21 protein-coding genes and 1 pseudogene are annotated in these 23,623 nt (G+C 45.4%); 4 read left to right on the top strand and 18 right to left on the bottom strand.

All coding sequences use genetic code 11. The annotated features are described in order from the left end of the window. Positions 1-56: 56 nt before the first annotated feature. From OH461_RS13785 to pilM, 14 genes are all read right to left on the bottom strand, one after another. Positions 57-1,271 carry an aspartate aminotransferase family protein gene (locus OH461_RS13785; RefSeq protein WP_270021178.1) on the bottom strand — a complete coding sequence of 405 codons (1,215 nt, stop codon included), beginning with the start codon at positions 1,269-1,271 and terminating at the stop codon, positions 57-59. A gap of 421 nt (positions 1,272-1,692) precedes the next feature. Then, positions 1,693-2,277, bottom strand: coding sequence for an aminodeoxychorismate/anthranilate synthase component II (locus OH461_RS13780; protein WP_270021177.1), 585 nt, complete (start codon positions 2,275-2,277; stop codon positions 1,693-1,695). A gap of 166 nt (positions 2,278-2,443) precedes the next feature. Continuing rightward, positions 2,444-3,463: a tryptophan--tRNA ligase gene (gene trpS / locus OH461_RS13775; RefSeq protein ID WP_270021176.1), complete on the bottom strand. Its 1,020-nt coding sequence runs from the start codon at positions 3,461-3,463 to the stop codon at positions 2,444-2,446. Between the two features lie 126 nt (positions 3,464-3,589). Beyond that, complete coding sequence (locus tag OH461_RS13770; protein WP_270021175.1) at positions 3,590-4,270, bottom strand: phosphoglycolate phosphatase; 681 nt, start codon at positions 4,268-4,270, stop codon at positions 3,590-3,592. A 9-nt stretch (positions 4,271-4,279) separates the two neighbouring features. Further along, positions 4,280-4,951, bottom strand: coding sequence for a ribulose-phosphate 3-epimerase (gene rpe / locus OH461_RS13765; protein ID WP_270021174.1), 672 nt, complete (start codon positions 4,949-4,951; stop codon positions 4,280-4,282). A 95-nt stretch (positions 4,952-5,046) separates the two neighbouring features. Further along, complete coding sequence (locus OH461_RS13760) at positions 5,047-5,871, bottom strand: Dam family site-specific DNA-(adenine-N6)-methyltransferase (RefSeq protein ID WP_270021173.1); 825 nt, start codon at positions 5,869-5,871, stop codon at positions 5,047-5,049. Positions 5,872-6,017: 146 nt separating this feature from the next. Further along, entirely contained in the window at positions 6,018-7,487 is a 1,470-nt protein-coding gene (locus tag OH461_RS13755; RefSeq protein ID WP_270021172.1) for an SPOR domain-containing protein, read from the bottom strand. Positions 7,488-7,535: 48 nt separating this feature from the next. Continuing rightward, positions 7,536-8,639 (bottom strand): 3-dehydroquinate synthase, encoded by a 1,104-nt coding sequence (gene aroB, locus OH461_RS13750; RefSeq protein ID WP_270021171.1) that lies wholly within the window; start codon positions 8,637-8,639, stop codon positions 7,536-7,538. A gap of 31 nt (positions 8,640-8,670) precedes the next feature. Further along, complete coding sequence (aroK, locus tag OH461_RS13745) at positions 8,671-9,189, bottom strand: shikimate kinase AroK (protein WP_260260000.1); 519 nt, start codon at positions 9,187-9,189, stop codon at positions 8,671-8,673. A 164-nt stretch (positions 9,190-9,353) separates the two neighbouring features. Continuing rightward, entirely contained in the window at positions 9,354-11,054 is a 1,701-nt protein-coding gene (locus tag OH461_RS13740) for a type IV pilus secretin PilQ (protein WP_270021218.1), read from the bottom strand. 77 nt (positions 11,055-11,131) lie between these two features. After that, complete coding sequence (locus OH461_RS13735) at positions 11,132-11,650, bottom strand: pilus assembly protein PilP (protein WP_270021170.1); 519 nt, start codon at positions 11,648-11,650, stop codon at positions 11,132-11,134. Then, positions 11,640-12,230: a type 4a pilus biogenesis protein PilO gene (locus OH461_RS13730; RefSeq protein WP_270021169.1), complete on the bottom strand. Its 591-nt coding sequence runs from the start codon at positions 12,228-12,230 to the stop codon at positions 11,640-11,642. Before OH461_RS13730 ends, OH461_RS13735 begins: the two co-directional genes overlap by 11 nt. Beyond that, positions 12,223-12,801, bottom strand: a complete 579-nt coding sequence (locus tag OH461_RS13725; RefSeq protein ID WP_270021168.1) for a PilN domain-containing protein — start codon at positions 12,799-12,801, stop codon at positions 12,223-12,225. Before OH461_RS13725 ends, OH461_RS13730 begins: the two co-directional genes overlap by 8 nt. Next, positions 12,791-13,789 (bottom strand): type IV pilus assembly protein PilM, encoded by a 999-nt coding sequence (gene pilM / locus OH461_RS13720; RefSeq protein WP_270021167.1) that lies wholly within the window; start codon positions 13,787-13,789, stop codon positions 12,791-12,793. The genes OH461_RS13725 and pilM overlap by 11 nt, the downstream gene beginning before the upstream one ends. Before the next feature lie 140 nt (positions 13,790-13,929). Between pilM and OH461_RS13715 the strand changes: the two genes are divergently transcribed. Then, complete coding sequence (locus tag OH461_RS13715; protein WP_270021166.1) at positions 13,930-16,449, top strand: penicillin-binding protein 1A; 2,520 nt, start codon at positions 13,930-13,932, stop codon at positions 16,447-16,449. A 79-nt stretch (positions 16,450-16,528) separates the two neighbouring features. On the opposite strand, the gene oxyR is transcribed toward OH461_RS13715, so the two are convergent. Continuing rightward, on the bottom strand, positions 16,529-17,416 hold the full coding sequence (gene oxyR / locus OH461_RS13710; RefSeq protein WP_270021165.1) for a DNA-binding transcriptional regulator OxyR: 888 nt from the start codon (positions 17,414-17,416) through the stop codon (positions 16,529-16,531). Between the two features lie 166 nt (positions 17,417-17,582). On the opposite strand from oxyR, the gene OH461_RS13705 reads away from it, so the two are divergent. Both OH461_RS13705 and OH461_RS13700 read left to right on the top strand, forming a co-directional pair. Beyond that, the gene (locus tag OH461_RS13705; protein WP_270021164.1) at positions 17,583-18,311 is read left to right on the top strand and encodes a glutathione peroxidase; all 729 of its coding nucleotides are present in this window, start codon (positions 17,583-17,585) and stop codon (positions 18,309-18,311) included. A 129-nt stretch (positions 18,312-18,440) separates the two neighbouring features. After that, positions 18,441-19,913: a dihydrolipoyl dehydrogenase gene (locus tag OH461_RS13700; protein WP_270021163.1), complete on the top strand. Its 1,473-nt coding sequence runs from the start codon at positions 18,441-18,443 to the stop codon at positions 19,911-19,913. Positions 19,914-19,966: 53 nt separating this feature from the next. On the opposite strand, the gene OH461_RS13695 is transcribed toward OH461_RS13700, so the two are convergent. Further along, positions 19,967-20,314, bottom strand: a complete 348-nt coding sequence (locus OH461_RS13695; RefSeq protein WP_053396533.1) for a RidA family protein — start codon at positions 20,312-20,314, stop codon at positions 19,967-19,969. Positions 20,315-20,399: 85 nt separating this feature from the next. On the opposite strand from OH461_RS13695, the gene OH461_RS13690 reads away from it, so the two are divergent. Further along, positions 20,400-20,651, top strand: a complete 252-nt coding sequence (locus OH461_RS13690; RefSeq protein WP_270021162.1) for a DUF3624 domain-containing protein — start codon at positions 20,400-20,402, stop codon at positions 20,649-20,651. 223 nt (positions 20,652-20,874) lie between these two features. Here OH461_RS13690 and argH read toward each other — a convergent pair. Together argH and OH461_RS13680 are read right to left on the bottom strand one after the other, a co-directional pair. Continuing rightward, positions 20,875-22,251, bottom strand: a pseudogene (gene argH, locus OH461_RS13685) (argininosuccinate lyase); the annotation flags it as partial. A 108-nt stretch (positions 22,252-22,359) separates the two neighbouring features. Next, positions 22,360-23,577, bottom strand: coding sequence for an argininosuccinate synthase (locus OH461_RS13680; RefSeq protein ID WP_260260009.1), 1,218 nt, complete (start codon positions 23,575-23,577; stop codon positions 22,360-22,362). Between the last annotated feature and the right edge of the window lie 46 nt (positions 23,578-23,623).

Genomic DNA, 23,623 nt, shown 5'->3' with positions numbered 1-23,623 from the left:
CGAATGCAAATTAAGCAGCCTTTGTTGGTAGCATTTGTATAAGTTTTGAATTTTCCTTATTTAACGAGCGTTGCAATTGCTCGATCTAGTTTGTCTAATCCTTGTTCTATATCTTGTTTAGTAATCACTAACGATGGCGTAAAGCGAACCACATTCGGCCCCGCAACCAATACCATCAATCCTTGTTTACCTGCTGCGATCAAAATATCACGCGCACGGCCTTGCCACTCTTCATTGAGTGCCGCACCAAGTAGAAGGCCTTGGCCTCGAATTTCACTAAACACTTGGTACTTATCATTAATCTTAGTCAATCCATCACGGAACAGCGCTTCGCGTTCCAATACCCCGCTTAACGTATCTGGATGACCGACAACATCGACCACAGCCTCAGCCACAGCACATGCCAGTGGGTTACCACCATACGTTGAACCGTGCGTGCCCACTTTTAGGTGTTCCGCGAGTCGACTGGTTGTCAACATGGCACCAATAGGAAAACCACCACCGAGTGATTTCGCCGTGCTAAGAATGTCTGGTGTTACACCTAGGCCTTGATAAGCGTAGAAGTGACCAGTACGACCATTACCCGTTTGAACTTCATCGAAAATCAGCAGTGCATCATGCTTATCACACAGTTCACGTACTGCTTGAGCAAACTCATCCGTTGGAGAAATAATGCCGCCTTCACCTTGAAGTGGCTCCATCATCACTGCACAAGTTCGGTCTGAAATATGAGCTTTCAACGCTTCAACATCGTTGTAAGGAAGATGAGTTACATCACCCGGTTTAGGACCAAAGCCATCGGAATACGCAGCTTGACCACCGACCGTTACGGTAAAGAAAGTACGTCCGTGGAAGCCTTGTTTAAAGGCGATAATTTCTGATTTTTCTGGGCCATGGATGTCAGCCGCGTAACGACGAGCAAGCTTCAATGCGGCTTCATTCGCTTCGGCACCAGAGTTCGCAAAAAAGACCTTATCGGCAAAACACAAATCGATCAGTTTCTTCGCTAGACGCAGCGCGGGTTCATTCGTCATGACATTACTCAAATGCCACAGCTTTTGACCTTGCTCGGTTAAGGCGTTAACCATTGCTGGGTGACAATGACCCAAGCAACTTACCGCAATCCCACCAGCAAAATCGATATATTCGTTACCATCTTGATCCCACACTCGTGAACCTTCACCTTTTACTGGGATCATTTCCATCGGGCTGTAACAAGGCACCATCACCTCATCAAACAAGCCGCGTTCAATCTTATTTTCTACCGTCATCGCACATTCCCTCTCGATACCGCATGCCAATGCAGGTTTGTATCCTTACCTACCCCAACTCAAATACAGCTATATATTTGGTATAAGTATAGAAACAAGTTGTTTGTTTTACATTTCTGCAGACACGGCATTGTATTTACATTTAATTAACCATTTCAATAGTGTTTTATTCTTTTTGAATCCCGACATCGAGAGCAAAAATCACCATTAGTGACTATTTATGCATCATTCCATTTCTTTTATGAAGCAATTTATAGTTATGAGTTAAATAAGTTACGGTTTAGTCTGACTTGTTCAATTGAAGAAGGGGAATGAGTTGAATGCCGCACGCATACTATTTCAAGACTAGAAGAGCATGCGAGATATGAACAAAATGTTAAGAAAGGTGATCTGAGTCGGGATTTATCTGTCGACGCAACCATCAAATCGTGCGTTTTAAGAAGTTTTCTAGCAACTGATGGCCTTGCTCTGTCTTAATTGACTCTGGATGGAACTGAACAGCGTCAATTGGCAGAGTTTTATGCTGATAACCCATGATTTCATCCATTTCACCGTTTTCTAGCTCTGTCCATGCGGTAAGTTCAAAGCACTCAGGCAAAGTATCAGACTTCACAACCAAGGAATGGTAACGAGTAACAGTTAATGGATTATTTAAGCTACGAAAGACACTTGCGCCATTGTGACGAATCGGCGAGGTTTTACCATGCATTACTTGGCGTGCTCGAACAACTTCACCGCCAAACACTTGGGCAATCGCTTGATGACCTAAACAAACACCGAGAATGGGCAATTTTCCGACAAAGTGCTCTATCGCTGCGAGGGAAATTCCTGCTTCATTGGGTGTACATGGCCCAGGGGAAATAACGAGATGAGTCGGCTGTAACGCTTCTATGCCTGCGATATCAATTTGGTCATTACGTACCACTTGCACCTCAACGCCGAGCTCACAAAAGTACTGGTAAAGGTTATAAGTGAATGAATCGTAATTATCGATAATAAGTAACATGGCAGATCTACAGCTCTAATACCAAAGTAATCGTTAAACATGGCTCGGGCGGTATTGTGCAATAGACACAAGCAAACACAAAGCCCTAATTCAAAATTAATCGCAGCAATAACAAGCGAGCACAAAAAAGGCCAGCAATCGCTGGCCTCTTCTCTATTCAGATGAATTACAGTGGGCGAGAAACAAAGCCAACTGCATCGTACACTTTCTTCAATGTCACAAGAGCACGCTCTGACGCTTTTTCAGCACCTTGCTTCATTACTTGATCCATGTATACACGATCTTCACGGATACGGCGGTATTCCGCTTGAATAGGCTCAAGCATCGCCACTAGCGCTTCACCGACATCTTTCTTAAATGGACCGTACATTTCAACGCCTTGGTATTTCGCTTCAATCTCTTCGAAGCTCATACCGGTTGCCGCTGAGTAAAGACCCATTAAGTTAGAGATGCCTGCTTTGCTATCCCAATCGTGTGCGATACGTGGTGGAGTTTCTGTATCCGTTTGCGCTTTATTGATCTTCTTAAGAATTGACTTAGGTTCTTCTAGCAGAGTGATCACGTTCTTACGGTTATCATCTGACTTAGACATCTTCTTAGTTGCATCTTGAAGGCTCATTACACGTGCATTCACTGTTGGAATGTACGGCTCTGGAACCGTGAAGATTGGGCTCTCTGGCGAGTAGATGTTGTTGAAACGAGTCGCGATATCACGCGCTAACTCTAGGTGCTGCTTCTGGTCATTACCCACTGGCACTTGGTGCGCACCATAAAGCAGAATGTCCGCTGCCATCAATACTGGGTAGCCAAATAGACCTGCGTTTACGTCGTTCGCATAGCGTGCAGACTTATCTTTAAACTGAGTCATACGGCTCAGCTCACCCATTTGAGTGTAACAGTTAAGAAGCCAACCAAGTTGAGCATGCTCTGGTACGTGTGACTGAACAAATAGCGTGCTCTTCTGTGGATCAACACCAACTGCTAAACAGATTGCTAATGCGTCTAAGGTTGCTTCATGCAGTGCTTTCGGGTCTTGGCGGACCGTAATCGCATGCAGATCAACCACGCAGTATTGGCAATCGTAATCGTCTTGCATCTGTTGCCATTGACGTAGAGCACCCAAGTAGTTACCGATACTTAGTTCACCTGAAGGTTGAACACCACTCAATACGATGGGCTTGCTCATGGACGAATTCCTTTGACTTCTTAATCTAATTAAATGAAAACCGCGCTTCTATACTCTCTTGGAGCAAGAATACGCGGCTTTCCAGTGTACTCATTGATAAGTATTTTGCTAGTGGTTTTACTCGGCTTAAGCAGAAACCGCCACGACTTCGAGTAATTCTGCGATGTTATCCGCGACAAAATCCGGATTCGATGCAGAGATAGGCTCACCGTGGTTATAGCCATAAGTTAGGCCAAACGACGCGCAGCCAGCGTTTTTAGCCGCGAGAATATCGTTTTTAGAGTCACCCACCATCAGCATCTCGTTTGCGCTACAGCCATGTTTCTCTAATAACCAGTTCAGTGCGATAGGGTTTGGCTTTTTCTCAGCAAACGCATCACCGCCCAAAACGTCCGTAAAGTACTGAGCAATATCATGCTGAGCCAGTACATCAGGCACAAACTGAGATGGCTTATTGGTCACAAGCGCCAAGATATAACCCGCTTGCTTTAGCTCCGCTAAAGTGCTTTTTACATTCGCGTACAAATGACTATTTTTGTGACCTGTTTTCTCATAAAAATCATCAAACAGTTCACGGCCTTTAGCGCGAATCTCAGGGCTTAATTCTGGATCGATCGTTAAGCTTTGGCTTAAAGCTCGACCAATCAAAACATCAGCGCCGTTGCCTACGTAATCACGTACTTGTGCTTCGCTTACCGCCGGAAAACCTAATGCTTGCGCTGCTTGATCCGCCGCTACCGCAAGATCAGGCACACTGTCTAATAGCGTGCCATCGAGATCGAAAGCAATCAGTTTTAAATTTTTCAACGCTCAGTCCTACTTAACCTGCGCCAGTTCTGCACGCATTTCATCAATTACTTGCTTGTAGTCTGGTTGGCTAAAGATAGCTGAACCAGCAACAAACATATCCGCACCCGCTTCTGCGATTTCACGGATGTTGTCCACTTTCACGCCGCCATCGATCTCTAGGCGAATATCACGACCAGACTCATCGATAAGCTTGCGTACTGCGCGTAATTTATCCAGTGTATTTGGAATGAATGATTGACCACCAAAACCTGGGTTAACAGACATCAGTAGAATCATATCTACTTTGTCCATGATGTATTCAAGGTGGCTTAGCGGTGTTGCAGGGTTAAGAACCACACCCGCTTTACAGCCGTGCTCTTTAATCAACTGAAGTGTGCGATCAACGTGCTCTGAAGCTTCAATGTGGAAAGTAATCATTGATGCGCCAGCTTTAGCGAAATCAGGAATGATACGGTCAACCGGTTTAATCATTAGGTGCACATCAATTGGCGCAGTAATACCGTAGTCGCGCAGCGCTTTACACACTGGAGCACCAAAAGTCAGGTTTGGCACATAGTGGTTGTCCATAACATCAAAGTGCACCACATCAGCACCTGCCGCGAGTACTTTTTCTACATCTTCACCAAGACGAGCAAAATCTGCAGACAAAATCGATGGAGCGATAAGGAAATCTTTCATACCTGACCTCTAGTAGTTGGCATCATTGCTTAAATCTGGCGCAATTCTACCTAAGCGGTCAGTTAGATGATAGAGGTATCAGGAAAATCTAGTGGTTAATCTTGCTTCGCTTTAAACAGCGCGAGTAGCTCATCCACTTTATTTCGGCCTGCGCCATTACGGCTAATGGTGCGCTTAACCTTAACCACATTAAGCTCTGCTCCGTGGTATAAACGGCGAGTGAGCGTGGTGTCATGGTTAGAGATAAGAACCGGTATACCGCGTTGATTTGCGGAAGTTTCCGCCACATCAGCTAAAGCGGCTTGGTCATCTAACGAAAAACCATTGCCAGCGTATGAGGTAAAGTTAGCGGTATTAGATAGCGGCGCATACGGCGGATCGCAATAAACCACACAACCCTTGCGTGCACGTTTAAACGTTTCTGCATAGCCTTCGCAGACAAAAGTCGCTTTCTTGGCTTTTTCAGCGAAAAATTCGAGCTCTTTTTCAGGGAAGTAAGGCTTTTTGTATGAACCAAACGGAACATTAAAGCCACCTTTCTTGTTGTAACGGCACAAGCCATTAAAACCGAAACGGTTCATATACAAAAAAGCCAACGAGCGATACATCACATCGTCAGTTTGGTTGAATTCGGCACGTACCGATAGGTACGCTTCTTTGCGGTTGTTCTCAGGCACAAACCAACGTTTTGCCTCTGAGATGTACTCCTCAGGGCTCTCTTTAAGAAGGTTATAAAGATTAATTAGGTCTGGGTTGATATCCGCGAGCAGGTATTGCTCATAATCGGTATTGAGAAAAATAGACCCTGCGCCGACGAAAGGTTCTACCAACTTGCGTGCTTCAGGCAGATGACGCTGAATATCTTCAACTAATCCGTATTTTCCACCCGCCCATTTAAGGAAGGCACGCTGCTTTTTCATCGACTGCTCTATCTTTCAACCAAAAATTAAGGCTGCGGAATGTAACATATTTTCATCCCTTAACCCAAACAAATGCGCGTGCTATCGCTGCTTAACTGACATAACAGCACATTATGCCAATTAAGTGAGCAATGAGTGACGAACGATTAGTTTCCTCGAGCGATTTCACGCTGAACTTGATTCAGCGATTTTGCCCAAGGGTCTAGTTTCTTCAACTCATCAGAGAGCTCTGCAACCCCATCACGAGCTAGCTGAATGGTTGGGTAGTTCTTATAAGTAATAATGAACCACTCAACACCGCTGCGCACCGTTGGGTAAACATAAACCTCTTCACTGAGCTGATATTTATTGAGGAAGTTCTGCGCTTCAACCAAACTCTGCACGGCTGCAAGCTGTAAGGTATAGCTGCGCGGAGAAAAGGCATTTAACTCGTCTTTAGCAAACGAAAACTTCACTGTTGTAGGAGTTTGAGGCGGCTGCTCATTGATCACTTCGGTTTTCACTACCGCTTCAGCGGCCGCTTTATCGACTTGTGTAGTATCAACTTGCTCAGGCTTACCTTCTAGCAGCGCATCAACAACCTCTGAATTGATCACGACGCGTTGTGAGTCATCTTCAATCACACCGACACTCACTGGCGCATCGACAACTTCAGGAGGGAGAGCATCGGTATCATCTTCTGCTTGAGCAAATGATGGATCAACGACGGGCGTTTCATCGACCGTTGGTAAAGTGCTGACAGCCGAGCTTGATGGCTCCGCTTGCTCTTCAATGGTTGGAATCACCGTTTGCTCAACTGTTTGGGTGATCTGCTCTGCTGTTTCATCTGGAGTCGGTTGGCCCATCATCCATAGGTATCCACCACCAATCAGCATTAACAATGCCACCACAAAGATCCCGATTTTTATCGGAGACCCAACGATTGATCGTATGATGATGCGTTTTTCCATCTTCTGCTCCCCTAATGCCATGATTAGCCCTGGGCGACGCGCGACACTCTTATACGCGTTACGTACGCGACGCTCTCTGTCATCTTCGACAAAACGCATCACTAAATGTTCAAAGAATCGTTCAGCTTCTTGAGCGCTAAGTGGTTCTATCTCGAACTCAACCGGTTTTGACTCTTGACCATAACTCAAGCGAGTCAGTAGCGCATCTAAACTGTTCGGCTGTGAAAACAGAACAATGTTGATTGTCCACAAACTGTGTTGCTGCGCTTCCATAAACAGCAGCCATAACTCTGAAACGAACGTTTCTGATAGTAAGTGACCATCATCAATCACAATGACGATATCGCACATCTCGCTTTCCATGCAGCGAGTAAAGCTCTCAACTAAGCTATCAGCTGGGTTAAACAATGGCTCAGGCAACACCTGAGTCAAAATGGTTGTGCGACGTTGCTCATCATCCTGATTAGGATGACACATCAGTAAAGATTGGTTCTTCTCTTCGGCCCACGCCTCTAGGTAACGCTGCGCAAGCCAAGTTTTACCTGCTCCTTGTACGCCACCTACGGTGATAAAGTTGGAATTGAAGTGAGTCAGTAATTGTAAGCGCTCTAACAGTTCGGTTTGAGAATCGAACTCAAGCATTCTCGATTGATGCATAACACTCATACTATAAACCTAACGGTCACTGGCTCACTTCATTAGCGGCGTCGGACCTTAAACAACTCGACAGAAATCAATAGCCTGTTCAATGACCGATTCCGGCACACCTTTGACGACTTCTGACGTCCCAATACTGGTTGGTAACACTAAGCGTAGCTCGCCCGACAATACCTTTTTATCGCGCATCATGTGCTTCATGAAATCATCAAAAGACATGCTTTCAGGCGTATGGATTGGCAATTTCGCTTGTTTGAAAATAGCAATAATGCGCTCTAACTGTTGCTCGGAAATTAAGCCTTGCAACTGAGCCGTTTTGGCTGCCATCACGGTACCAGCAGACACCGCTTCACCATGTAACCAGTTACCATAACCCAATTCAGCTTCTATCGCGTGACCAAAAGTATGACCTAGGTTTAATAAGGCACGAATACCTGACTCTTTTTCATCTTGAGCTACGACATCTGCCTTGATTTGGCAACACTTGGCAATGGCGTAAGAGAGCGACTGCTCATCCAATGCATACAGCTTCGCTAGGTTTTGCTCTAACCAAGTAAAGAATTCACCATCATAAATGATGCCGTACTTGATGACTTCAGCAATACCTGCAGCAAACTCACGTTCTGGCAATGTGGCTAAACAATTGGTATCGATCACCACGGATTTAGGCTGATAAAACGCACCAATCATGTTTTTGCCAAGCGGGTGATTCACCGCGGTTTTTCCGCCTACTGATGAGTCTACTTGCGACAATAACGTAGTTGGGATTTGCACAAAATCAACACCACGCTGATAACACGCCGCCGCAAAGCCAACCAAATCACCGATTACTCCACCACCTAAAGCGACCACAACCACATCACGGCTATGATTCTCTTCAAGCATGAAGTTCATAATGGTATTAAAGGTTTCAAGCGACTTGTACTGTTCACCGTCAGGCAGCTCTAATAACGAGGCCTCACAATGGCATTGCTCTAGTAAAGATAGAATTTTGTCAGCGTAAAGCGGTGCAACTGTGACATTACTGATCACAACGACTTTTTGTTTTGCTGAGCTGTTTGGCTTGGTAAGAAAAGAAAGGAGGGCCGGATCATTAAATAATCCGGCGCCAATTGATATTGGATAGCTACGTTCGCCTAAGCTGACCGTAATCCGTTCCATGGGTTTGCTCCAATTTGAAATAAGATGATTCTTATCTCTCTTCTAGCATTTTTACGATCTGGTTGGCTACCACTTTTGCACTTTGATCGTCTGTACGTACTGTGTAATCCGCAATTTCTTCGTAAAGCGGGTTACGATCTTCAGCCAAAGATTCAAGTACGTCACGCGGGTTGTCAGTCCTCAACAACGGGCGCTTCTTGTCACGGTTTGTACGTGCAAGTTGTTTTTCGATAGTCGTTTCTAGGTAAACAACGATACCGCGAGCAGATAAGCGGTTGCGGTTTTCTTTGCTCATTATTGAACCACCACCAGTCGCAAGAACGATGCCTTGCTCTTCAGTGAGGTCATTAATCACCTTTTCCTCGCGAGCGCGAAAGCCTGCTTCACCCTCTACATCGAAAACCCACGCGATATCCGCGCCAGTGCGTTCTTCGATTACAGTATCAGAATCAACAAACTCCATATGAAGTTGTTGAGCAAGGTGTCTACCTATTGTGCTTTTGCCGGCACCCATTGGGCCAACAAGGAAAATATTGCGTTTCTCAGCCATGTTTAGCAGTAATTTACAACGTTAATTCAATGACATCGCCACAAGAAATGTCAGTAATTTACTGACGTTGAGGATGCTTGTGGCACCGATTCCTCACAGATAATTCGTGATAAGACCCGAAATTATCTAGATAAGGTGCGTCTAATGCAAATTTATTTTCGTATTTACTGCACGACAACTTTTGGAGTGACAAAGATTAACAGCTCACTCTTGCCTAAGTTTTGGTAAGTTCGGCTAAATAACTTACCCAATAATGGCAAGTCACCCAGCAATGGAACCTTATCAACGGTATCAGTCACACTGTGTTGGAAAATTCCGCCAAGCACGACTGTTTCACCATTTTCGACTAGAACTTGCGTGCCAATACGCTGAGTATTGATAGAAACCGCTTCTCCAGTGCCCACCTTCACTACTTCTCCTGGTCGGTCTTGAGTCACGCTCAAATCCAACACTAAGCGATTATCAGGCGTGATTTGCGGCGTTACTTTTAAACTTAATACGGCTTTTTTAAATGACACACTTGCCGCTCCACTAGAGGAAGATTCTAAATATGGAATCTCTGTACCTTGCTCAATGTAGGCGGGCTTTTTATTGGTGGTAATCAAACGCGGGCTTGAGATGACCTCAGCTTTAGACTCACGCTGCAATGCCGACAGTTCTAAATCGAGCAAGGTTCCTGAGCCAAGTTTTGCTACCTGAAACGCTATTGTAGAAGCACTAGGTGACGAAGCGGCTAAGTTAACGTTAAGGAAATCACCGATATCATCAGGGGCAATGCTACCGCTCGTGGATTCTCCATCCTCACCATCGGACTTCAGATCTTGATAGAGGCCGCGCTCATAGAAGTTCCCTTCGAGTGAGCCACCCACATCACCACCACTGGAATTCAAACTCCAACGAACACCGAGCTCATCCAAGTTACCTTCGTTAACCGTCACGATACGAGCCTCGATTTGAACCTGCTTCACCGGAATGTCGAGCGACTCAACAATGCCGCGAATCACCTGAATGTTCTCTGCAAGATCGCGAATAAGGATAGCATTGGTTCGATCGTCCACCGTGATCGAACCGCGCTCAGACAGCATACTAATCGCGCCATCTCCTCCAATCATCTCTGCAATTTCTGCTGCATTGGCAAAATTGACTTTGATAATTTCAGATTTAAGTTCACCTAATTCTTCTTCTAAACGCTCACTCTCAAGTCGCTGCTTCTCGCGTAAATCTAACTCCGCTTTAGGCGCAACCAATACCACGTTGCCATCAACGCGCTTATCAAGCCCTTTGACCTGTAGAATGATGTCTAACACCTGCTGCCATGGAACGCCATCTAAACGAAGAGTTAAATTTCCATCGACAGAATCTGACACCACTAAGTTAAAGTTGTTGTAGTCAGCAATAAGCTGCAACACATTACGAACCGGGATGTCTTGGAAGTTTATCGAGATTTTTTTGCCTGGCTTATCCAAAATGGACGCTTGTGGCTTATCACTCTTCTGCGATTTTTTCGGGCTTACCGTTACTTCTAAAAAATTGCTATTGAGCGCGTAATCATAGCTGTAGTCACCTTTAACGCTGGTGAGCAACCTGACATTATTTTGCTTACGAAAGACTTCTATCGATTGCACACTGGTAGCGAAATCTTTGACATCAAAAACAGAGAGCTTGCTGTCTGATACTTTCGTGTTAATCAGCTCTATGCTCAACCCTTCTTGCACCTTCTGCACATCAACGGCTATCTTGTCTTCGGCAAGCTCTATGATGACTTTACCGTTCTTCGCGTTGTCGACCCTAAAATCAAGGCTAGTTAAACTATTACTTGCTGATTGCGCCAAACAAGCACCGGATACAGCCCAAAACACCATCATCAAAGACGTGGTCATAAAGCGGGTTGTTGAAAAAGCGTTCCATCTATTTTTCATTATCATTATCTCAATACTGACGATTATTTGAGGGCTAATTTCACATTGCGTCGACTCCAACAACCTAATCCGTCGGGCAGTGTCTCATTGACTTGAATGTAATCAGCGTTAACTTGGGTTACCTTGCCGTTGTTTAAGCCAATAAACTGGCCCACTTCGACTTTCATGACTATTCCTGAAGGCGTCTGAACTAAAGCGGAATTGCGCCCGCTCTTACTCATCACACCTTTTAAACGTAATTTTTCGAGAGCAAATGTTTCCAATGGTCCCACTCTCTTACGTTGAATGGGTTGCCAACAATCTTTTCGCTCTTGAGGTTGGTTCATCACCAACGCGGCTTGTGGTAACGCAAAAGGTTTACGCGCACGATGAGCAGTATATTGTTCGGTTTGAAAAGCTAATGCCGGTTTGAGTTCCAACACCTTCACTTGGGCTTGCTGCTCGGCGGTAGTGACAAATTCAGGCAAAGAATCTTGATTAGCTCGGCAGCCCACTAATACCAACACAACCACCAACAAACACGGTAAGTAATTACCCTTCATCTTTCACCTCCGGCTTAAACTGGTAGGTATAAGCGCGAACCCTAAAGTGCAGCGTGCTACTTTCTAGACTCACGCGGTGCCAACCCACATCTAAGAAGTTGATGATTCGAGGTTGCTCAGCAATCGCTTGGGTGAATTGGCCGATATCATCGTAATTGCCCGTCAATTCAATGTTCAAAGGTAAACGATAGAGAAAGTCTTGATTCTCTTTGGCACCCCAATCAATTCGGGTAAAGGTTAAGTTGTTTTTTAAGCCTTGGTTGTTAACTGACGCTAGCATAGTGGCCAACTCTTTCTGTGCAGGTAGTTGACGCGATATAACGTCATACCGCTCAGACAAATCATCTAACTGAGCTTTTAAATGTGGTAATGCCGCAACTTTGCTCGCCTTGACGTTCACCGTCGCTTTTAAGGTTTGCTCACTCTGTTTAAGATCATCCAGTTGCGAAATTTTAGGATCGACGTACCACAAGTAACCTACCGCTTGTAATACCACCAGCAATACGAGTAATACCGTCAGTTGAGCCATCAAGGGCCATTGGCCGATTTCCTCAATATCGAGTTCAGAATAATTAGCCATGATTCTCCTCCTCTACTTCAGAAGGGTTTGGCGTAAAGTAAAAAGAGACGCTGAACGTTTGATATTTCTGACCAAATCGGGGCTTATCGTGAATGATGGAGTGCATTTCAACCTCACTCAGCTCAGCGCTATTTTCTAATTTGTCTAACATGGTCGCTAAACGAGAAGTCGTATCACTGATGCCACTCATATCGATTTGATGGCCATTCATTTTGATCTTATCGATATAAACCCCTTCCGGTATCAACTGCGGCATCAAGTTCATAAACTGGGTGGTTTTATTGCGCTGTTCTTGCAACTCTTCAACCACTTGCAAACGTGTCAGCAACGATTGATGCTCTTTTTCAATACGATTGAGTTCCACTAACTGCTTATCAAGCTGAACAATGTGGCGATTGAGAAAATCGAGTCTCTGCTGCTGAGCCACCTTTTGTCGGTCAACATAGAAGCCAAAGCTCCATTGAATAAAAAAGGTCACTAACAGGGTTAAAACCACCAACCCGAAGAAACGTTGCTGGTGCGCTTTTCTCTGCTGCTCTCGCCATGGCAGTAAGTTAACGTTATGAAGCATGACGTTGCTCCATCCAATCTAACCCGCGCAGCGCTAAGCCTGTCGCTAAGGTGTAGCTGTAGCCATGGCAACGTTCACGTCTATTCCGTTTATCACCCCAATTAAACAAACTGAATGGGTCAAACAACTCGCAACGCAAATTGAGATTTCGGGTTAACTCCTCTAACAGCATTGGCGTATTTGCTCCGCCTCCGGTTACCCAGATACCTTCAAAGTTGATGTTTTCTACTGAAGCCAGTAGATGAATTTGGCGCTGAACTCTATCCACTAGTCTGGCAATAAACTGGTGGGTGGCATCATGGCTAACTGAATGAGGGTTACCACTTTCATCACGAAGAGACTGACCACCTATCGGCAGCTCTCGACAAAGCGGCGCTTTATTTGGGAAGTCAAACACCATGGTCGAATGGGTATGTCCCACATCAAGAAGAAGCCAATTGTTTCTTTGCTGCATTTGCGCGATGGCTTGCCATACTCGAACTAAACTGTGCCCTTGCACATCTAACAAGAAAGGAGTTAAGCCGACCTTTTTACATACATCCATTCGGTTGTCGACCACCTCTTTTTTAGTGGCAAATACCTGAACAGGCTGTAAGGATTCCGCCGGTTTCACTAATGAAGTGAAGCTATAATCGATGCTTAATTCATCAAGTTCAAAAGGAGACTGGTGTGAAAACGCCTCAAAAATGGCATACTCCATCTCCTGAACAGATAAATGCTTATCTACTTGTATTAACTTAGAAATGACAGAATTATCAGGAATAGACAATGCAACTTGGCGAATAAAAAACGGTAACCCCTTTTTTAGTTCTTTGAGTTTATTTACAATTTCCTGATAATTTAAAAGATGGTTATCAGTGAAAATAACGTCACTGACCATTACCTCTCGATAGTGCGAGAGGGTTAACGAACCTTTTGCTGGCTTAAGAACAATGGCTTTTATGCTGTGATGCCCGATATCAATGCCAGTAATAAGCGATGTACTCATACTGCAGTGCTCCATGAAATGGATTCGAATGCGCAATATCATTTGTACCGTAAAGGACACTCCATTAACGCGTTCCATATAGTGCGCTAAGGTGACTAGGCATGTCCCCTAGTCAACCTCTATTAATCAGGGAATATCCGGTGAAGTTCATAAAGCGATTTTTTATATTCGTATTAGTTTGCATGATTCTTGGAGTGGGGACGATTTTTGGTTTCTACTTATACGTAAAGCCTGAGTTGCCCGATGTTGCAACCCTAAGGGACGTAAAATTGCAAACACCAATGCAGGTCTTCAGCCAAGATGGGAAGCTTATTTCCCAGTTCGGTGAAAAGCGTCGCATCCCAGTGAAATACGATGAGATTCCGCAGCACTTAGTGGAAGCATTGATTGCGACCGAAGATAGTCGTTTTTACGATCACCCGGGTATCGATCCAATCGGTATTACTCGTGCTGCTGTAGTTGTTGCGATGTCAGGTTCAGCAAAGCAAGGTGCGAGTACGATCACTCAGCAGCTAGCTCGTAACTTCTTCTTATCCAACGAGAAGAAGATCATGCGTAAAATTAAAGAGATCTTCATCGCAATTCACATCGAGCAGCTATTAAGCAAGCAAGAGATCATGGAGCTTTATGTAAACAAGATCTTCCTTGGTCACCGCTCCTATGGTTTTGGTGCTGCAGCACGAGTTTACTTTGGTAAAGATCTAAAAGATCTTAGCTTGAGCGAGATCGCTACTCTGGCTGGTATGCCTAAAGCGCCATCCACCATGAACCCTATTTACTCACTTAAGCGTGCTACCCACCGTCGTAATGTCGTTCTTCAGCGTATGCTAGACGAACAATACATTACTCAAGCGGAGTATGAAGAAGCGAAAGCTGAAACGATCATTTCGAAGTATCACAGTGCTGACATAGAACTGAGCGCCCCTTATGTGGCGGAATTAGCACGAGCTTGGATGGTAGAGCGCTACGGTGAAGAAGCTTACACCTCTGGTATGAACATCTACACGACGGTGAACGCCAAGCTACAAAAAGCGGCGAATGATGCAGCCATCAACAACCTGCTTGCTTACGATGAGCGTCATGGCTATCGCGGCGCTGAAAAAGTGCTGTGGAAAGGTGATGCAACGCCATTTACCACCGAAGAGATGACAAAATCACTTCGCCAATACCCAACCTACGGTGAACTGACTCCTGCTGTCGTTACTGCGGTTGACGGTAAAACAGTTACTATCTTCGTGAAAGGCTCAGGCCAACAACAAATAGACTGGGATGGCATGAAATGGGCGCGTAAATTCCGTACCGATGAGCGTCAAGGTTCCGCACCGAAGAAAGCAAGCGACATCGTTGCCGTTGGCGAACTGGTTTGGGTACGCGAAGTTGAAAGCCAACAGGAAGAAGGCAATATCGTCTATAATTGGCATTTAAGCCAAGTGCCTAATGCAAACACGGCTTTCGTAGCCATGAACCCAGAAAATGGCGCAGTATTGTCTATGGTGGGTGGTTTTAACTTCATCCACAACAAGTTTAATCGAGCGACTCAATCTGTACGTCAGGTTGGTTCTGGTATTAAGCCGTTTGTTTACTCCGCCGCTATCGATAAAGGCATGACTCTCGCTAGCCTAATTAACGATGCGCCGATTAACCAATGGGACCAAAGCCAAGGTACAGCGTGGCGCCCTAAGAACTCACCACCAACTTACGTTGGTCCGACTCGCTTACGTGTGGGTCTAGCACAATCGAAAAACGTTATGGCAGTACGTGTACTGCGTGAAGTAGGCCTTGATGAGACTCGCCAATATCTAACTAGATTTGGTTTCAATATTGATGATGTGCCTCGTTCTGAAACCATTGCTCTAGGTGCCGGTAGCCTAACCCCAATGAAGATGGCGCAAGGTTACTCAGTATTTGCCAACGGTGGTTACTACGTAGAGCCATACTACATCGAGAAAGTTGTTGGCCCATTTGGCGACCTTGAATATCAAGCAGCGCCAAAAGAAATCTGTAAACAAGACTGCCCTACAATGCCAGCAGCCAATGACAACGAGTTCAACGAGCAAGACGTTGCTTTGACTGACAGCACTGAACCGCAATACGCACCGCAAGTTATCTCAGAGCAAACCGCGTTTTTAGTGCGTGAAATGCTTTACAGCAACGTTTGGGGTGGCGGTAGTTGGCGCGATGGTACTGGCTGGAATGGTACAGGTTGGCGCGCTCAAAAACTTGAACGCCGTGATATTGGTGGTAAAACCGGTACAACCAACGACTCGAAAGATGCATGGTATAACGGTTATGGCCCAGGTGTTGTTGCTGTAGCGTGGGTAGGTTTTGATGATCACAGCCGTAAACTTGGCCGAACGTCATTCAACAACAACCTAGGTAAGAAGCAAACAACCGGTGCGGAAGCAGGTGCAAAAACAGCGCAACCAGCATGGGTAGACTTTATGCGCACAGCAGTATCTCTGCATGCTGAAGAGCCAAAAGTCATTCCACCTGGTATTGTGCGAATTCGTATCGACCGCGACTCTGGCTTGCTAACAACCAAGTCAGATGGAAGCACCATGTTTGAGTACTTCCGTCAGGGATATCAGCCAAAAGAATACGTATCCGCAGAAACGACCGATACGATTTACACCACAGATGAAGAAGAAGAGCTGTTCTAAACCGCACTTCTCAACACAAAAAAGGTTGGCCTAAGCCAACCTTTTTTATTTGTCTTCGATGCATCAAGCCAAGCCAGATTTAACAACCTAACTGCTGTTGAATCGTCTGCGCGAGTTGTTCAAAGCGGGCTTTAAATGGCGAGCCGGGACGATAAGCAACCACAATTGAACGTGTCGGTTCTGGGTTGACTGCTCGCACATAACAAACGCCATCTTTTTGCTTTTCTTTTGGTAGAGAAAGCTGAGGTAGCAAGGTAATACCTGCCCCCGCTGCCACCATGTTTCTTAGCGTTTCTAAGCTTGTTGCTTTAAAACGCTCATCATCTTTAGCGCCTGCTGCAAAACAAAAGCCTAATGCCTGATCACGTAAGCAGTGGCCATCGCCTAAGGCTAATACCGTCTTACCGTTAAGCTCTAACATGTCAATTTCCTCAAGGCTTGCCCATTCGTGATCACAAGGTACTGCGACACTCAGCGGCTCTTTATAGACTTGAATCTCTTTGAACTGTTCTGTCTCCGATACAGAAGCCAACACCAAGCAATCTAGCTTCCCTTCTTCTAACTGGCGTACCAATTGATGAGTTTGCGCCTCATGTAAGTACAGCTCAAGAGCTGGGAACTGCTCCTTCAAGGTTGGGACAATTCTCGGCAGGATATATGGCCCAACGGTGGGGATAAAACCAATGTGCATGGGCCCTGTCATCGCCCCGCTCTGGTCGCTTGCCATATCACGAAATGTTTTTACTTCACTCAGGATTTTCTTTGCCTGTTCAACCAGCTGTAAACCTGCGTCAGTAAATAACACTCGACGACTACTGCGTTCTAAAAGCGCCGTACCTAGCTCATCCTCAAGCTTACGAATCTGACCACTCAATGTAGGTTGACTGACAAAGCAAGCTTCAGCGGCTTTACGAAAATGATTGTGCTCAGCAAGGGCAACAAGGTATTCAAAATCACGAATGTTCATGACTGTATCCAGCCTATTTCTAGTTAATAGAATTTATCTATCAAAACCATAGCATCAAACGATTAGAGCTATCAAAGTTTTTTTTTAATAATGGGCTCAACGAAACGAAATAGAGCAGCGAAAAAGACTAAGCTCTAAAACGAATTAATTTAAAAAGGAAACCATTATGTTTGCATCTAAAGAAGGCCAAGCGGTACCTCAAGTTACATTCCCTACTCGTCAAGGCGACGCATGGGTTAACGTGACAAGTGATGACCTGTTCAAAAACAAAACTGTTATTGTATTTAGCTTGCCGGGTGCATTCACTCCGACTTGCTCATCTAGCCACCTACCTCGCTACAACGAGCTATTCCCAGTGTTCAAAGAGCACGGTGTGGATGAAATTCTATGCGTATCAGTAAACGACACGTTTGTTATGAACGCTTGGAAGAATGACCAAGAAGCAGAAAACATCACCTTCATTCCTGATGGCAACGGCGAATTTACCGATGGCATGGGCATGCTAGTAGACAAAGAAGATCTAGGTTTCGGCAAACGTTCATGGCGTTACAGCATGCTAGTTAAAAACGGCGTGGTAGAAAAAATGTTCATTGAACCAAACGAGCCAGGCGACCCGTTCAAAGTATCTGATGCTGACACTATGCTTAAGCACGTAGCACCAGATTACAAAACTCAAGAATCAATCACTGTATTCACTAAACCTGGTTGCCCATTCTGTGCGAAAGCAAAACAGAACCTAATCGACAAAGCTCTGCAATACGAAGAAGTGATTCTAGGTAAAGATGCGACAACAGTAAGCCTACGTGCTATCTCTGGCCGTACAACAGTACCTCAAGTGTTCATCGGCGGTAAGCACATCGGTGGTAGTGAAGAGCTAGAAGCCTTCCTAGGTTAATAACCTACCGCACTACTTTATCACCCTCGATTTCCCAGCTCACACTCAGTGCTGAGTTGGGGAATCACCCCTCAAGATTAAAAGAAATACCATCATTCCCTTGCTCACAAAGGGAAAGCGAGAACCATTATGAAACGATTAACCGTTGACGTAGCCGTTATTGGTGGCGGCACAGCAGGCCTTGGCGCCTACCGCGCAGCAAAAGCTCACTCTGAAAATGTAGTTATGATTGAAGGTGGCCCATACGGCACGACATGTGCTCGCGTAGGTTGTATGCCATCTAAGCTACTGATTGCCGCAGCTGAAAGCGTACATCAAATTGAAAAAGCACCGGGCTTTGGTGTTCACCCACAAGGTGAAATTCGCATTGACGGTCGTGAAGTAATGGACCGCGTGAAGCGTGAGCGCGACCGCTTTGTTGGTTTTGTTCTAGAGGGTGTGGATGAGATTCCAGCTCAAGATAAAATTTCAGGCTACGCCAAATTCGTTGACAACCATACGCTAGTGGTTGATGACCATACCGAAATCAAAGCAGAGCGTATTGTGATTGCTACAGGCTCTAGCCCTGCCTACCCAGCGGTTTGGAATGAGCTTGGTGATCGCTTAGTGATTAACGATGATGTCTTTGATTGGGATGACTTACCTGAATCTGTGGCCGTCTTTGGCCCAGGTGTTATTGGCCTTGAACTTGGCCAAGCGCTGCACCGTCTTGGCGTAAAGGTAAAACTGTTTGGTCTTGGTGGCCAAGTCGGTCCATTAACTGACCCAGAAGTGATGGCTTATGCGACTAAAGCCTTCCAAGAAGAATTCTACTTAGACCCTGATGTAAAAGTAGAGAGCATGAAGCGCGTTGCTGCATCAAACAACAGCGAAAAAGAAAGTGTTGAAATTCAATTCATCAACCATGACGGTGAACTAGAAACCTTCAATGCCGACTACGTCCTAGCTGCAACAGGCCGCCGCCCTAACGTAGACAAACTGGCGATTGAAAATACCTCAATGGAATTGGATGAGCGTGGTGTACCGACTGCGGATTACTACACGCTACAAACCTCTGTTCGCAATATCTTTATTGCGGGTGACGCTAGCAACCAAATTCCGCTGCTACATGAAGCCGCAGACCAAGGCCGAATTGCTGGGGATAATGCAGGTCGTTATCCAGATATTCGTGCCGGATTACGTCGCACTCCAATTTCAGCGGTGTTCTCTGATCCGCAAATTGCGATGGTGGGTGAAACTCGCAAGCAAATTGAAACACGTTTAGGTCAGTGTGGATGCTTTGCAACTGGTGAAGTGTCATTTGAAAACCAAGGCCGCTCTCGCGTTATGCTACGCAACAAAGGCTTGTTGCATGTCTATGGCGAGCAAGGCACTGGTCGCTTCCTTGGCGCTGAAATGATGGGTCCAAATGCCGAGCACTTAGCTCACCTATTAGCTTGGGCACATCAAAACAAAATGACGGTATCTGAGATGTTAGATATGCCTTTCTACCATCCAGTTATTGAAGAAGGCGTGCGCACTGCACTACGCGATTTAAACGCCAAACTTCATCTTGGCCCTGAAATGATTAAGCACTGCTTAGACTGTGGCCCTGGTTGTTAATCTGAAAACAAATTAATCAACCAATAAAAAACGAGCCAATTGGCTCGTTTTTTCTATTTCTCAGCCGCGATTACTGAGATTTCCACCAGCAGCGCATCTCGCGCCATATCCGCGGTGACACAAGCGCGCGCAGGCGCATGACCTTCTGGCACCCATGCATCCCAAACCGCATTCATCTCTTGGAAATACTGCATGTCTTTAAGATAAATCGTCGCTGAAAGCATATGCTCTTTATCACTACCCGCTTCAAGTAAAAGCTCTTCAACTTTATCTAGCATGGTCTGTGTTTGTTCAGTAATGCCTTGAGTGGCATCGGCACACACCTGACCGCACAAATAGATCACACCATTGTGTTTCACAATACGGCTCATGCGTTGTTTAGTTTGTTGACGTTCAATCATTATTTCTCGCTTCCGTTTTACGCTATTTAGTTAGAGTAATTTCAGATATTCTAGGGCCGAGTATGGTACAGAATAAGACTTAGTCATGACATGCAATAACTGCGAAAAGCAGACTTGGTTTTGGAAAAAGATTGGTCGTTGTATGCGTTGTGTACAGCAACTGACACTTTTGAGCATCATTGCGGCTATTGCGTGGTGGTTAATGTTTCGCGATACCCCGAGAAGTATCGAGTCGATTGCGCTTTTAATGGCCTTGGCAAGTTTTGTCGGATTATTGAGTCTTCATCTTTGGATGCGTTTTATTGTCTTCCCACTTCGGGGCAAAAAGCACGATTAAAAACACCCAATAAAAACTCGGACGCTAGAAAGAAAAAAGCCCTGAAACCAATATCGATTTCAGGGCTTTCTTAGAATTCATCTAAGAAAAAGCAGTGGTACTTTAATAGACCGGCCTTCTCTCAGATAGTTCCAAATTTTTTCGATCTTTTTTGATCTTCTGACAAATTCACTAACTTTCAGCAACTTAGACTGAAAATTATTTTGCCATTCATTTGAACTTATTGGTTGTTTAAACGCCCTTTCGCTTGGTCGACTGCATAAGCGACCTGCTTAGGTGCAACACCACCCAATGCGTTACGCTTAGCAAGACAAGAATCGATGGTCAAAATCTCGTACACGTCCTGCTCAATCACAGGTGAGAACACTTTTAGCTCATCAATCGATAGCTCTTCCAACGCACAGCCTTTCTCAATAGCGCCCACTACTGCCACACCAACAATATGGTGCGCTTCACGGAAAGGAATTCCTTTCGCAACTAAGTAATCGGCAAGTTCAGTTGCGTTAGCATAACCTTGTTGCGCTGCTTCTAAGGTGCGCTCTTCATTCACTTTGATGCCATCAAAACACAGCGCTGCCATGATCAAGCAATCAAACCACGTATCCAAGGCATCAAACAGACCTTCTTTGTCTTCTTGCATGTCTTTGTTGTAGGCCAGAGGCAATGCTTTCACTGTCATCATCATGCCCGCTAGTGAACCATAAACACGGCCCGTTTTACCACGGATCAACTCTAACGCATCTGGGTTTTTCTTCTGTGGCATCAATGAAGAACCTGATGTCACTGTATCAGCCAGCTCTAAGAAGTTTGCTTCACCTGAGTTGTAGAAGATCATATCTTCTGCCAAGCGTGATAGGTGCAGCATAGACAATGAAGCCACTGACATTAACTCGATCACATGATCACGGTCAGACACAGAGTCTAACGAGTTACGCGTTGCACGGCTAAAACCAAGATCTTGCGCGATCACTTCACGATCCATTGGGTAAGCTGTACCCGCTAATGCACCAGAACCTAGCGGACAAGTATTCAGTCGCTTAATCGCATCTTGTAGTCGCGAGTGGTCACGCTCAAACATTTCAACATAAGCTAAACACCAATGAGCAAACGTCACAGGCTGCGCACGTTGTAAGTGCGTATAACCCGGTAGCACTGTTTGCTGATGCGCTTTCGCTACTTCCACCATTTGGTTTTGTAGTTGCTCTAAAGCGCCTAGCAGCACTTCACCTTGCTCACGACACCAAAGTTTAAGATCCGTTGCTACTTGGTCGTTACGCGAACGGCCAGTGTGAAGTTTTTTACCTAGGTCGCCGACTTTATCAATCAGCTGCTGCTCAACCCATGAATGAATGTCTTCTGCGTCAGATGCCAAAATCTGCTTTGGATTTTGCTCGACACTCACTTTCAACTCGTTCAAAGCGGTTTCAAGTTGCTGCTGTTCTTGCTCTGTTAGCACATTGACTGAAACAAGCGCTTTTGACCATGCAATAGAGCCAACGATGTCTTGCTCCGCTAAACGATAATCGAAACGAAGGGAGTCGTTGAAGTCTTTAAATCTAGTGTCTGCCGCTTGGGTAAATCTACCGCCCCATAATGCCATTGCGTCTCTCCTGAGAATAAAAGGGATCCGACTTCGTCAGCCAGATCCTCTTGATAGGGTCATTGATATGCTCAGCCAAACTGGGTTAGCTGAGTCAGTTAGTCACGATTATTTCTTCTTCGCTTCGTTTAGCGCTCTGATTCTGCTTGATAGCGAGTAAAGACGGATAAAGCCACCAGCATGGCTTTGGTCGTACACTTCATCTTCGCCAAAGGTTGCAAACTCTTCGCAGTACAAGCTGTTGTCTGAACGCTTCTGCGTCACGACTGCTTGGCCTTTGTAAAGCTTCACCACAACCTCACCGTTAACGTCTTGAGCCAGCTCTTCTGACGCAGCAAGAATCGACTTACATAGTGGCGTGAACCAACGACCATCGTATACAAGATGGGATGCTTTTACACCTAGTTCTTCACGGAACTCGAACGATGTCTTATCTAGCACTAATTGCTCTACCGCGCGCAGTGCTTCCATCATAATCGTGCCCCCTGGTGTTTCGTAACAGCCACGAGACTTCATACCTACCAAACGGTTTTCTACGATATCGATACGGCCAACACCGTGCTTAGCACCTTTTTCGTTTAAGTACATCAATGCGTTGTACGGCGTCATTTGCTCGCCATCAACCGCAACAATCTCACCTTTCTCAACTTTCAAAGACACATATTCAGCTTCGTTTGGCGCTTGCTCAGGATCAACCGTCCAAACCCAGCAATCTTCATTAGGCGCATTCCACGTATTTTCTAGTACGCCGCCTTCTGTCGAGATATGCCATGCGTTAGCATCACGAGAGTAGATTTTAGTCAGTGAAGCGCTACAAGGGATGTTACGTTCCGCAAGGTAATCCAGACACTCTTCACGGCTAACGATGTCCCACTCACGCCATGGCGCAATCACTTGTAGATCAGGGGCAAGCGCTGCGAATGCACCTTCAAAACGAACTTGGTCATTACCTTTACCCGTACAGCCATGGCATAGCGCATCTGCACCCACTTTACGGGCAATCTCAACTTGAGCTTTAGCAATAATTGGACGTGCCATTGAAGTACCTAGTAAGTACTTGCCTTCGTAGTAAGCACCGGTTTTTAGCGTCGGAAAGATGTAATCCGCCACCATCTCTTCTTTGAGGTCAACCACATAACACTCTGATGCACCCGATGCTTTGGCTTTCTCTTCAATGCCTTCTAGCTCTTCTTCGCCTTGACCAACATCCGCAACGAAAGCCACAACTTCACAATCATAGTTTTCTTTCAGCCATGGAATGATCACTGAGGTATCCAGACCGCCTGAGTAGGCTACAACGACTTTGTTTACTTGTACTTTGCTCATCTTAATTCTCCGACCAACCCGCATTCTGAGTGCGTATTGGTATCAA

It is taken from the genome of Vibrio sp. LaRot3, assembly GCF_027587025.1.
Classification (GTDB): domain Bacteria; phylum Pseudomonadota; class Gammaproteobacteria; order Enterobacterales; family Vibrionaceae; genus Vibrio.
This window is presented reverse-complemented; position numbering and strand designations above follow the sequence as displayed.

Coding starts and splice junctions, on each gene's coding strand:
- OH461_RS13785 (WP_270021178.1), bottom strand. CDS start 1,271: ATGACGGTAGAAAATAAGATTGAACGCGGCTTGTTTGATGAGGTGATG.
- OH461_RS13780 (WP_270021177.1), bottom strand. CDS start 2,277: ATGTTACTTATTATCGATAATTACGATTCATTCACTTATAACCTTTAC.
- trpS (WP_270021176.1), bottom strand. CDS start 3,463: ATGAGCAAGCCCATCGTATTGAGTGGTGTTCAACCTTCAGGTGAACTA.
- rpe (WP_270021174.1), bottom strand. CDS start 4,951: ATGAAAGATTTCCTTATCGCTCCATCGATTTTGTCTGCAGATTTTGCT.
- OH461_RS13760 (WP_270021173.1), bottom strand. CDS start 5,871: ATGAAAAAGCAGCGTGCCTTCCTTAAATGGGCGGGTGGAAAATACGGA.
- OH461_RS13755 (WP_270021172.1), bottom strand. CDS start 7,487: ATGAGTGTTATGCATCAATCGAGAATGCTTGAGTTCGATTCTCAAACC.
- aroB (WP_270021171.1), bottom strand. CDS start 8,639: ATGGAACGGATTACGGTCAGCTTAGGCGAACGTAGCTATCCAATATCA.
- aroK (WP_260260000.1), bottom strand. CDS start 9,189: ATGGCTGAGAAACGCAATATTTTCCTTGTTGGCCCAATGGGTGCCGGC.
- OH461_RS13740 (WP_270021218.1), bottom strand. CDS start 11,054: ATGATGGTGTTTTGGGCTGTATCCGGTGCTTGTTTGGCGCAATCAGCA.
- OH461_RS13735 (WP_270021170.1), bottom strand. CDS start 11,650: ATGAAGGGTAATTACTTACCGTGTTTGTTGGTGGTTGTGTTGGTATTA.
- OH461_RS13730 (WP_270021169.1), bottom strand. CDS start 12,230: ATGGCTAATTATTCTGAACTCGATATTGAGGAAATCGGCCAATGGCCC.
- OH461_RS13725 (WP_270021168.1), bottom strand. CDS start 12,801: ATGCTTCATAACGTTAACTTACTGCCATGGCGAGAGCAGCAGAGAAAA.
- pilM (WP_270021167.1), bottom strand. CDS start 13,789: ATGAGTACATCGCTTATTACTGGCATTGATATCGGGCATCACAGCATA.
- oxyR (WP_270021165.1), bottom strand. CDS start 17,416: ATGAACATTCGTGATTTTGAATACCTTGTTGCCCTTGCTGAGCACAAT.
- OH461_RS13705 (WP_270021164.1), top strand. CDS start 17,583: ATGTTTGCATCTAAAGAAGGCCAAGCGGTACCTCAAGTTACATTCCCT.
- OH461_RS13700 (WP_270021163.1), top strand. CDS start 18,441: ATGAAACGATTAACCGTTGACGTAGCCGTTATTGGTGGCGGCACAGCA.
- OH461_RS13695 (WP_053396533.1), bottom strand. CDS start 20,314: ATGATTGAACGTCAACAAACTAAACAACGCATGAGCCGTATTGTGAAA.
- OH461_RS13690 (WP_270021162.1), top strand. CDS start 20,400: ATGACATGCAATAACTGCGAAAAGCAGACTTGGTTTTGGAAAAAGATT.
- OH461_RS13680 (WP_260260009.1), bottom strand. CDS start 23,577: ATGAGCAAAGTACAAGTAAACAAAGTCGTTGTAGCCTACTCAGGCGGT.